The sequence below is a fragment of the Streptomyces cyslabdanicus genome, from assembly GCF_052663305.1.
Map to the genome: position 1 here is coordinate 24,226 of NZ_JBQRUW010000035.1, position 13,654 is coordinate 37,879.

The following is a 13,654-nucleotide window of genomic DNA, read 5'->3' on the forward strand; positions in this document are numbered from 1 at the left end:
CCATGACCGCCCTGATCGAGATCGCCTCCCCGGCCACCGGCGGCCGGCCCCGCAAGGGCGCCGGCGGCCGGTGGGGATGGCTGCTGCTGCCCGCGCTGGTCCTGCTGGCCGTGCTCTTCCTGGTGCCGCTGGGCCTGATGGCCTGGCGCAGCGTCAGCGAGCCGACGCCCGGCGCGGGCAACTACTCCTGGTTCTTCACCAGCGACGTCGCCCTCGCCACGCTGGTCCGCACCCTGACCGTCGGCGCCGTCGTCACCCTGGTGACCCTCGTGCTCTCCTACCCGTACGCCTACCTGATGACCGTCGTCGGCGCGCGGGCGCGGATCTGGCTCACCCTGCTGGTGCTGCTGCCCTTCTGGACCAGCCTGATGGTGCGCACCTTCGCGTGGGTGGTGCTGCTCCAGGACAGCGGCGTGGTCAACCAGGTCCTCGGCAGCGTGGGCCTCGGCCCGCTCCAGCTCATCCGCACGCCCACCGGCGTGGTGATCGGCATGTCGCAGGTGCTGATGCCGTTCATGGTGCTGCCGCTGTACGCGGTGATGAGCGGCATCGACCGCCGGCTCCTGGACGCCGCGCAGGGCATGGGGGCGCGCCCCTCCGTCGCGTTCCTGCGGGTGTTCGTGCCGCTGTCGCTGCCCGGGGTGGGCGCCGGCGCGCTGACCGTGTTCATCACCTCGCTCGGCTTCTACATCACCCCGGCCCTGCTGGGCTCGCCCGACCAGGCGCTGATCTCGCAGCAGATCTTCACCCAGGTCAACGGGCTGCTCGCCTGGGGCCGCGGCGGAGCGATGGGCGTGGTGCTGCTGGCGGTGACGCTGGTCCTGCTCGGGCTGGTCGGCGTCGTCCTGCGCTTCACCCGCAAGCGAGGAGGTGCCCGATGAGGACCGTACCCGCGCGGATCGCGCTGTGGGCGTTCAGCGCGCTGGTGGGCCTGTGGCTCATCGCGCCGACGCTCGTGGTGATCCCGCTGAGCTTCACCGACAAGGCGTCCCTGGTGTTCCCGCCGACCGGCTGGTCCACCCGCTGGTACACCAACTTCTTCACCGACCCCCGGTGGACCGAGGCACTGCTCTCCTCGCTCCAGGTCGGCGCCCTGGTCGCGGTGGTGGCCACCGTCCTGGGCACCGCCGCCGCAATCGCGCTCACCCGGTCGGGCTCACGCTGGGTGAAGGCGTCGTACGGGCTGCTGCTGGCCCCCATGATCGTGCCGACCGTGGTGGTCGCCATCGGCGTGTACGCGCTCTTCCTCCAGTACAACCTGCTGGGCACCCTGCTCGGCTTCGTCACCGCCCACACCGTGCTGGCCCTGCCGTTCGTGATCATCCCGGTGACGGCGAGCCTGCGCGGCTTCGACCGGCGCCTGGAGGACGCCGCACTGATCTGCGGCGCCACCCGGTGGGGCGCCATCCGGCAGGTGACCCTGCCGCTGATCGCCCCGGGCGTCGTCTCCGGTGCCCTGTTCGCCTTCGTCACCAGCTTCGACGAGGTCGTGGTCTCGCTGTTCATCCAGAGCCCCTACCTGCAGACCCTGCCGGTCAGGATGTTCGCCAGCGTGACCCGGGACACCGACCCCACCATCGCCGCGGCCGCCACCCTGATCATCGTCTTCACCACGGTGCTCGTGCTGGCCGCCACCTTCGCCACCGCCAGGAGGAACCGTGTCCGCTGAGACCAGCCTCATCAAGGCGCGCGGAGCCCGTATCGAACTGGCGCAGGTGCGCAAGGAGTACGCGGACTCCGTCGCCGTCGACGACGTCTCCCTGGTCATCGAACCGGGCGAGTTCATGACCCTGCTGGGCCCCAGCGGCTCCGGCAAGACCACCACCCTCAACATCGTCGCCGGGTTCACCGCCGCCACCTCCGGCACGCTGACCATCGGCGGCAAGCAGATGCAGGACCTGCCGCCGCACCGGCGCGACATCGGCATGGTCTTCCAGCACTACGCGCTCTTCCCGCACATGACCGTCGCGGAGAACGTCGCCTTCCCGCTCAAGCAGCGCAAGGTGCCGAAGGCCCGCCGCGCCGAGATGGTCGAGGCGGCCCTTCAGACGGTGCGGCTCGGCGGCTACGGCCACCGCAGGCCCCGCGAGCTGTCCGGCGGCCAGCAGCAGCGGGTCGCCCTGGCCCGGGCCGTGGTCTACGAGCCGAGCGTGCTGCTGATGGACGAGCCGCTCGGCGCGCTCGACAAGAAGCTGCGGGAATCGCTCCAGCTGGAGATCAAGCGGGTGCACCAGGAGGTCGGCTCCACCTTCGTCTTCGTCACCCACGACCAGGAGGAGGCGCTGGTCCTGTCGGACCGCATCGCCGTCTTCGACGACGGCGGCATCCAGCAGGTCGGCACCGCGAGCGAACTCTACGAACGGCCCCGCAGCCTCTTCGTGGCCGAGTTCCTCGGCGAGTCCTCCACCGTACGGGGACGCGTCGAGCCGGACGGCGACGACTCCTGCCTGCGCGTCGGCGACCGCACCGTACGCGTCGCCGGACGGCTGCCCGGGGGCGGCGCGGCCGCCGTCGTGGTCCGCCCCGAGCACCTGCGCGTGCAGTCGGCCGCCGAACCCGTCGCCGCCGGGGCCAACGCGCTGCCCGCCCGCGTCACCCAGGAGATCTACCTGGGCTCCGGCCGCAAGCTCGAACTCGCCCTGCCCGACGGCACCGTGCTGCTGGCCCGCGAGCAGGCCGACCGGCTGTCCGGCGTCCGTCACGGCGACGAGGTCACCGTGGTCTGGGACGTCGAACGCGGCGTCCTGCTCGACGACCCCTCCGGCACCACCCACCCACCCACGTCCGGCGACCGGGTCCCGGTCGCCGCAGCGGAAGAGAGCGGACGATGAGCACCACCCCCGCCACCAGCCCCACCTTCGTCAACGGCGACGTCTCCTTCTGGTTCCGGGAGAGCGGCGTCCCCGCCCGCCGCCCCGCCCTGCCCGGCGACCTGGACGTCGACGTCGCCCTCGTCGGCGGCGGCTACACCTCCCTGTGGACGGCCTACTACCTGAAGAAGGCCCAGCCCGACCTCCGGATCGCCGTCCTGGAGAAGGAGTTCGCCGGCTTCGGCGCCTCCGGCCGCAACGGCGGCTGGCTCAGCGCCGAGCCGCCCGGCCAGATGCGCCGCTACGCCAAGTCGCACGGCAAGGAGCCGGCCGTCGCCATGCAGCGGGAGATGTTCTCCTCCGTCGACGAGGTCATCCGCGTCGCCGCCGAGGAGGGCATCGACGCCGACATCCAGAAGGACGGACTGCTGCACGTCGCCACCAACGCCGCCCAGGAGCGGCGGCTGCGCGAAGGGCTGCCGACGCTGCGCGCCGAGGGCTGGGGCGAGGACGACCTGGTCGAACTCGACGCGGACCAGCTCGCCCAAAGGGTCCGCGTGGCCGGTGCCCGCTACGCCCAGTGGAGCCCGCACTGCGCCCGCATCCAGCCCGCCAAGCTGGTGCGGGGCCTGGCCGACGTGGTGGAGCGGATGGGCGTCGCGATCTACGAGGGTACCGAGGTCACCGAGATCCGCCCGCGGGAAGCGGTCACCCCCCACGGCACCGTCCGCGCGTCGTACGTCATCCGGGCGCTGGAGGGGTTCACCGCCGGGCTGCGCGGCCACCGGCGGGTCTGGCTGCCGATGAACAGCAGCATGATCGTCACCGAGTCGCTGCCCGCCTCCGTGTGGGACGAGATCGGCTGGCGCGGCGCCGAACTGATCGGGGACGAGGCCAACTCGTACTGCTACATCCAGCGCACCACCGACGGCCGCATCGCCATCGGCGGGCGCGGCATCCCGTACATGTTCGGCTCCCACGTCGACCAGCGCGGCGAGACCCGGGACGCGACGCAGGCGCAGCTCCTGGCCATCCTCAGGCAGCACTTCCCGGCCACCGAGGGCGTCGCGATCGACCACACGTGGTCCGGTGTGCTGGGCGTGCCGCGCGACTGGTGCGCCACCGTCCACCTGGACCCCGACACCGGCCTCGGCTGGGCGGGCGGCTACGTCGGGCACGGCGTGACCACCACCAACCTCGCCGGACGCACCCTGCGCGACGTGATCCTCGGTGAGAAGACCGACCTCGCCCGGCTGCCCTGGGTCGGCCGCAAGGTGCGCGGCTGGGAGCCGGAGCCGCTGCGCTGGCTCGGCGTGCGCAGCCTCTACGTCGCCTACCGCGCCGCCGACCGGCACGAGAACTCCGGTCTGGAGCGCACCTCCGTCATCGCACGCGTCGCCAACGTCATCAGCGGACGCTGAAAGGAGCGGACCACGATGGACACCACCTCTCTCGTCCCCGCTGTCGCCTTCCTCGCCGACGCGGCGGGCGCCGACCTGCCCCCCGCGACGCCCAAGCCCACCAGCACCACCGGCCAGAAGGAGACCACCCGCACCCTGTGGCAGTCGCCCGACGGGCTGGTCGAGGTCGGCGTCTGGGAGTGCGACCCCGGCCACTTCACCGCCACCCGCGAGGGCTACGACGAGGTCTGCCAGGTGCTGACCGGATCCGCCACCGTCCGTACCGAGGGCGGTGCGGACGTCGAGCTGGGGCCCGGCGCCACCCTGGCGATGCCGGCCGGCTGGCGCGGCACCTGGCAGGTCCACGAGGACCTCCGCAAGGTGTACGTGGTGCGCTCCCACGGGGCCGGCGCATGACCCTCGTCCTGCACGGCGGCCGGGTGTGGACCGGCGACCCGCGGCGCCCCGAGGCCACGGCCGTCGCCGTGTCCGGCGGCCGGTTCACGGCCGTCGGCACCGACGCCGAGGTGCGCCGGGCCGTCGACCGCCCGTCCGAGACGTTCGACCTGGCCGGCCGGACCGTGGTGCCCGGCCTCCAGGACGCGCACATCCACCCGGTCTGGGGCGCCCTGGAGGCGCTGCGCTGCGACCTCACCGGCGCCGCCGACGCCGAGGGCTGCCTCTCGGCCGTCCGGGAGTACGCGGCCGCCCACCCCGGCCGGCCGTGGATCCTCGGCGGCGGCTGGAGCATGGACTGCTTCCCCGGCGGCTGGCCCACCCGGGAGCCGCTGGACGCGGTCGTACCGGACCGGCCCGTCTTCCTGCCCAACGCCGACCACCACTCCGCGTGGGTCAACTCGGCGGCACTGGAACGCGCCGGGATCGACGCGGCCACCCCGGACCCGCCGGCCGGGCGGATCGAGCGCGACGCCGCCGGCCGGCCCACCGGGGTGCTGCACGAGAGCGCCATGGACCTGGTGGCCCGGCTGCTCCCGCCGGACACCGTCGAGGACCAGCTCGCTGCGCTGAGTCACGCGCAGACCCATCTCTTCCGGTACGGGATCACCGGCTGGCAGGACGCCATCGTCGGCGCCTACGGCGGGGCCGGCGACACGCTCGCGGCCTACCGGCGGGCCGACGCGGAGGGGCTGCTGAGGGCCCGGGTCACCGGCGCCCTGTGGTGGGACCGCGACCGGGGTCTCGACCAGCTCGACGACCTGGTGGCGCGGCGCGGCGAGCCCGGCCGCCGCTTCCGGGCCGGCGCGGTGAAGGTGATGCAGGACGGCGTGCTGGAGAACGGCACCGGCGCCCTGCTGGAGCCGTACCTGGACTCCTGCGGGTGCGCCACCGGCAACCTCGGCCACTCCAACGTGCCCGCCGCGCTGCTCGCCGAGGCGGTGACCCGGCTGGACGCCGCCGGGTTCCAGGTGCACTTCCACGCGATCGGCGACCGGGCGGTGCGCGAGTGCCTGGACGCGGTCGAGGCCGCGGCCGGGACCAACGGGGCCCGCGAGCGGCGCCACCACATCGCCCATGTGCAGCTGGTCGACGACGCGGACATCGCCCGCTTCGCCGCGCTGGGGGTGGCGGCCAACGTCCAGTCGCTGTGGGCGACCCACCACCAGCAGACCGACGAGCTGACCAACCCGCTGCTCGGCGAGGCACGGGCCGGGCGGCAGTACCCCTTCCGCCGGCTGCTCGACAGCGGCGCCCGGCTCGCCGGGGGCAGCGACTGGCCGGTCACCACCGCCGACCCCTGGCAGGCCATGCACGTCGCCGTGCACCGCACCGAACCGCCCGGCTCGGCGTACGCCGGATGGCCGGGCGCCGACCAGCCGTTCGTGCCCCACGAACGGCTGGAGCTGGCCGACATCCTGCGCGCCTACACGGCCGGTTCCGCCTGGGTGAACGGCAACGACGACGAAGTCGGCCTGCTGCGCGAGGGCAGGGCGGCCGACCTCGCCGTCCTCGACCGCGACCTCTTCGCCCCGGACACGGACGTGGCCGGCACCCGCGCCGTGCTCACCCTGGTCGCGGGGGAGGCCGTCCACGCCGAGTGAGCGGCCGGCTCACCAGGTGACCGGGAGGGTGAGGGGCGACTTGCTCGGTGAGTCGTCCTCCCAGATGGGGTCGTGGCCCTCGGCCAGGCGCAGGTTCGGGAGCCGGTCGAACAGTGCCTCCAGGCACACGGTCATCTGGGCGCGGGCCAGGTGGGCGCCGATGCAGTGGTGCGCCCCGCGGCCGAAGGTGAGGTGGGGGTTGTCCGCGCGGCACAGGTCGAGCCCGTCGGCGTCGCTGAACACGCGCTCGTCGCGGTTGGCCGCGGCGAGCACGGGCAGCACGGCGTCGCCGGCGCGGATGGTCCGGCCGTGCAGCTCGATGTCCTCGACGGCCTGGAGGACGACGACGCCGTTCATCACCGGCACATAGCGCAGGAGTTCCTCCACCGCGTCCGGCATGAGGGCGCGGTGGTCGCGCAGGTGCGCGTACGCGCCGGGCAGGGTCAGCAGGGTCAGCACCGCGTCGGCCAGGAACATGGTGCTCGTGCGGTAGCCCGCGACCAGCATGGACAGTCCGAAGCTCACCGCGCTCTCGTGGTCCAGGGCGCCGCGCTCGCACGCCTGGACCAGCAGGGTGAGCATGTCGTCGCCGGGCTCGCGCCGCTTCTGGTCGAGCAACGCGGTGATGTACTCGCGCAGTTGGGAGGTGGCCTCGCGGCCCTCCGCCAGTGTGAGGATGGCCCCGAGCGCGGCGTCCGCCCTGGGCAGGAAGTAGTCGCTGTCCTCGTAGGGGATGCCGACGAGATCGCACATCACCATGACGGGGAAGGGCTCGAGGAACCGGACGACCAGATCACCGGGCCGGTCGCTGTCGACGAACGGATCGAGCAGCCGGTCGGCCGACCGCCGCACGCGCGGCAGCCGGCTCCGCACGGACCGGACGCTGAACGGCCCGCTCAGGGCCCTGCGCAGCGCGGCGTGCCGGGGGCCCTCCAGTTCCATCATCGTGATCAGGCCCGGCTCGTCACCGGGCACATGGCCGGGGCGGGGCGGCCAGTCGGTGATGCTCGGCCTGATCAGCCGGGCGTCGGCGATCAGTTCCCTGACGTCCTCGTAGCGGGTGGCGTACCAGGCGGTGGCGCCCATCGGCAGCCTGACCCTGGCCAGGGGGCACTCCCGGCGCAGCCGGTGGTACTCCTCGGGCGGGCCCATGGTGCCCGGGGGCGGGAGGGGCAGCTCGATAACGGGCACGCCGGGCGCGTCGACGACGGGTTCCGGTGTGGTGTTCACGGGAGACCTCCCCTGGTGCCTGCGGGCGGGCTCACCAGCCGACCGGGAGGGTCAGCGGTGACTTGGTGACGGACTGGTCGTCCCAGACGGGCTGTTGCCCCTCGGCCGGGCGCAGTCGCGGGAAGCGGTCGAGCAACGCCTCGAGTCCGACGGTCAGTTCGGCGCGCGCCAGGTGGGCGCCGACGCAGTTGTGGGTTCCCCGGCCGAAGGAGAGGTGGGGGTTGTCCGCGCGGCACAGGTCGAGCCGGGCCGCGTCGGCGAACACGCTCCCGTCGCGGTTGGCGGAGGCCAGCACGGGGATGACGGCCTCGCCCCGCCGCACGGTCTGCCCGCCCACCTCGATGTCCTCGGTGGCCAGCAGCAGCACGGTGCCGTTCATCACCGGCATGTACCGCAGGAGTTCCTCCACCGCGCCGGGCATGAGGTCGCGGCGGTCGCGCAGCCGGGCCCACTGGTCCGGCCGGCCCAGAAGGGTGTGCACCGAGTCGGCCAGGAAGAAGGAGCTGATCCCGAAGCCGACCGTGAGCATGGAGAGGCCGAAGGCCGTCACCTCCTCGTCGGTCAGCGTCCCGTCCTCGCACTGGCGGACCAGCGGGGTCAGGACGTCGTCGCCGGGCCGGCTCCGCTTCCGCGCGATCAGCTCGGCCACGTACGCGCGCAGCAGGTCGGTGACCCTGCGTCCCTCCTCGGCGGTCACCATGCCGCCGAGGGCCGCGTCCAGGACCGGCAGGAACCAGTCCCGGTCCTGCCAGGGGATCCCCACGAGGTCGCACAGCACGAGCAGCGGGAACGGGTCGGTGAATCCGGCCACCAGGTCGCCGGGAGGGCCGCCTTCCTCGAACTCGGCCAGCAGCCGTTCGGCGAGTGCGCGGATGCGCGGCAGCCGGGCCCGGACGGCTCCGGAGCTGAACGCCGAGGCCACGGACCTGCGCAGCGCCAGGTGCCGGGGGCCGTCCAGTTCCGCCATGGTGACCAGGCGCGGCCCGTCGTCGTCGGTGGACGGGACGGGGCGGGGCGGCCAGTCGTTGATCGTCGGCCTGATCAGCCGGGGGTCGGCGAGCAGCGCCCGGACGTCCTCGTACCGGGTGACGTACCAGGCGGTCGCGTCCATCAGCAGTCCGACCCTGGCCACGGGACGGCTCTCGCGCAGCCGCGCACACGTCTCGGGCGGCCCCATGGTGCCCGGTGGCGGGAGCGGGAAGTCCAGGACGTCCGCCCCGGGTCCTGGCGCCCGGGTGCCGGGTGACTGTGGGGTCATGCTGGCTCCTCCGGCGTGGGCTACGGGTGTTCGGCTACGGGCGCTCGATGTAGCCGGTGGCGTAGAAGTACTCCAGGTAGCGGTCCAGCAGTTCCGCGTCGACGGGCGGGCAGCGCAGGCCCGTGCCGGCCAGGTCGTGCTCGACGTTGGCCCGCCCCACGGACGGGAAGGTGCCCTCGAAGTACATCTCCTTGACGGACATGTCCGCCTGCTTGCAGCGGTCCACGCACAGGGAGACGAACGGGGCGGTGGGGCTCGTGGGGTGCCGTGCGACATGGCGGACGAGTTCGTCCACCCACTCCTCGTAGGGGAGCCGCCGGATCCGGTGGCCGCCCGCGTCCATCCGGTCGAGCATGTCGCGCAGGCTCGCCGGGCGGGGGTTGGTGAGGTGGTAGGTCCGGTGGGTGGTGCGGTGCGCGGTGGCGATGTGCACCACCGCCTCGGTCAGGAAGTCCACCGGGACGAAGTCCAGCGGCAGCGGGATGTCGGGGGCGAGACCGGTCTCGGTGATCGTCTTGAACAGCGAGCAGATCGCGGTGTCGGTGTTGCACGCGCCGGTGCGCCGGTCACCGGTGATCTCGTACGGCCGGTGCACCGCCACCGGCAGGCCCTGGCCGGCGGCCTCGCGCAGCACCTCCTCGGCCACCCACTTGCTCTCGGCGTAGCCCATGGTGAGCCGGTCGGCGTGGTCGAGCGGCAGGTCCTCGTCGACGTGCCGCACACCGGCGGTGCCGAAGCCGGCCAGCACCGCGATGGTGGAGAAGAAGTGCACGGGCACGGCACGTTCGGCCGCCAGGCCGACGAGCTGCCGGGTGCCCTCCACGTTGGCGCCGCGCAACGCCTCGTACGGGTAGAGGAAGTTGACCTGGGCGGCGGCGTGGAGCACCAGGTCGAGGGAGTCGGCCAGCTCCTCGGCGCGGCCCGGCTCCAGGCCGAGGCCGGGCTCGGCGAGGTCCGCGGGGAAGCACACGACACGGTCGGCGGCGTCCGTGCCGGCGAGGCCGAAGCGGGCCAGGTTCCGCATCACCTTCTGCCGGGCGTGCGCGGCGTCCCGGCCGCGTACCGGGCAGTGCACGCGGGCGCCGGTGCGACGCAGCAGCCGGTCGAGCAGGAAGGCGCCGAGGAAGCCGGAGGCGCCGGTCAGCAGCACCTCCCGGGGGTGGTGCCAGTCCGGTTCCGGACCGCGCGGCGACGGCAGGGCGAAGCCCAGCCGCGCCTCCACGCAGAAGTCGACGGTGCCGGCGTCGGCGTCGGGGGCCGCCCGGGTCCGCCGGTCCTCGACCGAGGTGAGGGCGGCGACTTCGGCGGTGAAGTCCTCCAGGGTGGGGGAGCGCAGCAGACTGTGGACCAGGGTGCGGCCGTTGCGGGCGTCCAGGCCGAAGGCGGCCAGCGTGCGGGTGACGGCCTCGGCCGCGAGCAGGGAGTCGCCGCCGAGGTCGAAGAAGCTGTCCCCGGGCGCCGGACGCACGCCCAGCACCACCTGCCACACCCGCGCCGTCGACTCCTGCGGGCCCGGTTCCGGGCGCCGCCCGGGCGCCGGGGCGGTGGCCGCGCCCGTGGCCGCCAGCAGGCGCAGCCGGCGGCGGTCGACCTTGCCCCCCGAGGTCACGGGGAACCGCCCGACCTCCACCAGCCGGGCAGGCACCGCGGCCGCGGGCAGCCACGCGGTGAGACCCGCGCGGATGCGATCCAGCGGCAGCGCACGGCCGGGCCGGGCCGGAGTCACGTACCCGATCAGGGTGTCGCCCTCCAGTTCGACGACGGCCTCGCCGACCGCGTCGTCCGCCCGCAGCCGCGCCTCCACCTCGTCGGGCTCGATGCGGTGGCCGCGCAGTTTGATCTGCCGGTCCACCCGTGCCCGGTACTCGAGGATGCCGTCCGCGCGCCGGACCACCCGGTCACCGGTGCGGTACAGCCGCGTACCGGGCTCGAAGCGGTTGTCCACGAAGCGCTCGGCGGTCAGCGCGGGATCGCCGAGGTAGCCCAGTGCGAGCCCGTCCCCGCCGACGAGGAGTTCGCCCTCCTCGCCGACGTCCGCGAGGGTGCCGTCCGCCCGTACGACGTAGCAGGTGGAGTTCTCCAGCGGCCGGCCGATCGGCACCGCCGTCGCGCCGGGCGGCAGTCCGTCCACCAGGTGCGCGGTGGAGACGACGCTGTTCTCGGTCGGACCGTAGAAGTTGACCACGGTGGTGTCCGGGCAGGCCGCCACGATCGCGCGGGCCAGCTCCGGGTCCATCGCCTCGCCGCCGGCCGAGGCGAACCGCAGGGACCGCAGGGCCGACGGCCTGGTGCGCCCGATGTGGTGGAACACCCCGGTGGTCAGATAGGCGATGCTGACCCGTTCGGACAGCAGCCGGGACTCCAGGGCGGCCGGGGACAGCAGTTCCTCCTGGTCGGCGATCACCACGCAGGCCCCGGCGAGCAGCGGGGACCAGATCTCGATCGTGGAGGCGTCCGAGGACAGGCCGTAGGCGTGCAGCACGCGCTCACCGGGGCGCGGCCGCTGCCACACCAGGTCGGAGGCGGCCAGCCGGACCACGCCGCAGTGCGGGACCGCCACGGGTTTGGGACGGCCGGTCGAGCCGGAGGTGAACATCACGTACGCGCAGTCCCCGGGACGCGCCTCGCTCCTCGGGAGCGCGGCCGGCGCGGCCGGCGCCGACCCGTCCAGGGCGATGCGGGTGCGCACCCGCCGGATGCGGCACACACTGCCGGGCAGCGTCACCACGGTGTGCACCCCGGCGTCCTCCGCCATCGCCTGGAGCCGCCCGGGCGGGGAGGCGTCGTCGAGCGGGACGTACGCCGCACCGGTCTTGAGGATGCCCAGGAAGGCGACCAGCGCCTCCGGCGACCGGCCCCCGCACACGCCGACCCCGTCGCCGCGCCGCACCCCGGAGGCGAGCAGCCGGGCGGCCAGCGCGTCGGAGCGGTCCTTCAGCTCGCCGTAGCTCATGCCGCGGCCGTGCTGTACGGAGGCGGTCGCCCGCGGGCGCAGTGCGGCCTGGGCGTCGAACAGCTCGTGCAGACAGCGATCGCGCGGGTGCCGCATTGCCTCCGCGTTCCACGCCGGCGCTGCCGGAAGCCTCATCGAGTCAGTGACCATGGGATGTCCCGTCTGTGCCGCACGTGAACCACCTGCCGCACGGAGGACTAGAGGACCAACGGAGGAGTGGTGGACTAGCCGTCGAACTCCGCGGCGAAGGCGGAGAAGTCGGCCGTCCTCCACCGCTCGGGCCGCATGCGGATGAGGATGTCGTCGACCAGTTGCCCCTGGTTGGCGGCCAGGTACGCCGTCGCGGTGTCCGCGTCCAGATAGCGGTGGGCCAGCGCCTCGTGCTCGGCCGGGGGCACCGGGTCCTCGACGCCCACGACCGGCCCCTCCACGCTCACATAGCGGTACGGGGCCGACTCGTCCTGCACGCAGAGGCTGAACCGGCCGGCCTCGCGGACGAGGCGGGCCTTCAGCGTCTTGCGCCCGGTCTCGATCGTCACCGGCCCACCGGGCCGGTAGGAGTACCAGAGTGGGACCAGCAAGGGGCCGCCCTTGTCACGAGGATCGTTCACCCCCAGGATTCCCACGTGGAGACCTGCGAGGAACTCTTCCCGGGCTTCGACCGACATCCTGAGATCCACGGCTACCACCTCGATCGGGCAGAGAGTCGCGCCTGGCATCCTCGGGTGACACGGACGCCCTGCGGGTCCCGGCGGCCGGGCCGGCGCAGGAGTGCGGGACCGGGCCACGACTCCCAGAGTTCAACAGACCGGGACGGTTCGCATCCCGGACCCGGCGAGATTCCGTATATAAATGTGGAACATCGTATAGACTTCCATGGTTCGCCTCCCTTCCACCCGTCCCCAGGAGCTTCCCGATGGTGCACGTCCCGACCGGCTTCGCCGGCCGCCACTTCCTCAAGGAGCTGGACTTCACCGCGGAGGAGTTCCGCGGCCTGGTGGAGCTGGCCGCCGAGCTCAAGGCCGCCAAGCGGGCCGGCACCGAGACGCGGTACCTGCGGGGCCGCAACATCGCGCTGATCTTCGAGAAGACCTCGACGCGCACCCGCTGCGCGTTCGAGGTGGCCACCGCCGACCAGGGCGCCTCGACGACGTACCTCGATCCCTCCGGCTCGCAGATCGGGCACAAGGAGTCCGTGAAGGACACCGCCCGCGTCCTCGGCCGCATGTTCGACGCGATCGAGTACCGGGGCGACAGCCAGGACACCGTCGAGGAGCTCGCCGCACACGCCGGCGTCCCCGTCTACAACGGGCTCACCGACGACTGGCACCCCACGCAGATGCTCGCCGACGTGCTCACCATGACCGAGCACTGCGCCAGGCCGCTGCCGGAGACCGCCTTCGCCTACCTCGGCGACGCCCGCTTCAACATGGGCAACTCCTACCTGGTCACCGGAGCCCTGCTCGGCATGGACGTACGGCTCGTCGCCCCCAAGAGCTACTGGCCCGCCCAGGGGATCGTCGACCGGGCCCGCGAGCTGGCCGCCTCCAGCGGCGCGCGCATCACCCTCACCGAGTCCCTGGAGGAGGGCGTGCGCGGCGCCGACTTCGTCGCTACCGACGTCTGGGTCTCCATGGGGGAGCCCAAGGAGGCCTGGGACGAGCGGATCGAGGCCCTGGCCCCGTACGCGGTGACGATGGACGTGCTGCGCGCCACCGGCAACCCGGACGTGAGGTTCCTGCACTGCCTGCCCGCCTTCCACGACCTCGGCACCGAGGTCGGCCGTGAGATCCACGAGCGCCACGGCCGCACCTCCCTGGAGGTGACCGACGAGGTCTTCGAGTCGGCCCACTCGGTCGTCTTCGACGAGGCGGAGAACCGGCTGCACACCATCAAGGCGATCATGGTCGCCACCCTGGCCTGACCCCCGCAACGCCCGTATG

11 protein-coding genes are annotated in these 13,654 nt (G+C 73.2%); 7 read left to right on the forward strand and 4 right to left on the reverse strand.

Annotated features, from left to right (window positions below):
* Positions 1-2: 2 nt before the first annotated feature.
* From ACTYVM_RS20600 to ACTYVM_RS20625, 6 genes are read left to right on the forward strand one after another with little or no spacing between them, the layout of a single operon-like run.
* A complete protein-coding gene (locus ACTYVM_RS20600) occupies positions 3-881 on the forward strand; it encodes an ABC transporter permease (RefSeq protein WP_445527319.1) in 879 nt (292 codons plus the stop codon).
* The gene (locus ACTYVM_RS20605) at positions 878-1,669 is read left to right on the forward strand and encodes an ABC transporter permease (RefSeq protein WP_445527320.1); all 792 of its coding nucleotides are present in this window, start codon (positions 878-880) and stop codon (positions 1,667-1,669) included. The genes ACTYVM_RS20600 and ACTYVM_RS20605 overlap by 4 nt, the downstream gene beginning before the upstream one ends.
* Positions 1,659-2,831 (forward strand): ABC transporter ATP-binding protein, encoded by a 1,173-nt coding sequence (locus tag ACTYVM_RS20610; RefSeq protein WP_445527321.1) that lies wholly within the window; start codon positions 1,659-1,661, stop codon positions 2,829-2,831. The genes ACTYVM_RS20605 and ACTYVM_RS20610 overlap by 11 nt, the downstream gene beginning before the upstream one ends.
* Positions 2,828-4,231, forward strand: a complete 1,404-nt coding sequence (locus tag ACTYVM_RS20615) for an NAD(P)/FAD-dependent oxidoreductase (protein ID WP_445527322.1) — start codon at positions 2,828-2,830, stop codon at positions 4,229-4,231. Before ACTYVM_RS20610 ends, ACTYVM_RS20615 begins: the two co-directional genes overlap by 4 nt.
* A gap of 15 nt (positions 4,232-4,246) precedes the next feature.
* Entirely contained in the window at positions 4,247-4,627 is a 381-nt protein-coding gene (locus ACTYVM_RS20620; protein WP_445527323.1) for a cupin domain-containing protein, read from the forward strand.
* Entirely contained in the window at positions 4,624-6,270 is a 1,647-nt protein-coding gene (locus ACTYVM_RS20625; RefSeq protein WP_445527324.1) for an amidohydrolase, read from the forward strand. Before ACTYVM_RS20620 ends, ACTYVM_RS20625 begins: the two co-directional genes overlap by 4 nt.
* Positions 6,271-6,279: 9 nt before the next feature.
* Here ACTYVM_RS20625 and ACTYVM_RS20630 read toward each other — a convergent pair whose 3' ends face one another.
* From ACTYVM_RS20630 to ACTYVM_RS20645, 4 genes are all read right to left on the reverse strand, one after another.
* Positions 6,280-7,500: a cytochrome P450 gene (locus tag ACTYVM_RS20630; protein WP_445527325.1), complete on the reverse strand. Its 1,221-nt coding sequence runs from the start codon at positions 7,498-7,500 to the stop codon at positions 6,280-6,282.
* A gap of 31 nt (positions 7,501-7,531) precedes the next feature.
* Complete coding sequence (locus tag ACTYVM_RS20635; protein ID WP_445527326.1) at positions 7,532-8,758, reverse strand: cytochrome P450; 1,227 nt, start codon at positions 8,756-8,758, stop codon at positions 7,532-7,534.
* A 34-nt stretch (positions 8,759-8,792) separates the two neighbouring features.
* Positions 8,793-11,807, reverse strand: a complete 3,015-nt coding sequence (locus ACTYVM_RS20640; protein ID WP_445527327.1) for an amino acid adenylation domain-containing protein — start codon at positions 11,805-11,807, stop codon at positions 8,793-8,795.
* A 128-nt stretch (positions 11,808-11,935) separates the two neighbouring features.
* Positions 11,936-12,322, reverse strand: coding sequence for a pyridoxamine 5'-phosphate oxidase family protein (locus ACTYVM_RS20645; RefSeq protein ID WP_445527328.1), 387 nt, complete (start codon positions 12,320-12,322; stop codon positions 11,936-11,938).
* Positions 12,323-12,627: 305 nt separating this feature from the next.
* On the opposite strand from ACTYVM_RS20645, the gene argF reads away from it, so the two are divergent.
* Positions 12,628-13,635, forward strand: coding sequence for an ornithine carbamoyltransferase (gene argF, locus ACTYVM_RS20650; RefSeq protein WP_445527329.1), 1,008 nt, complete (start codon positions 12,628-12,630; stop codon positions 13,633-13,635).
* The last annotated feature ends 19 nt before the right edge of the window (positions 13,636-13,654 follow it).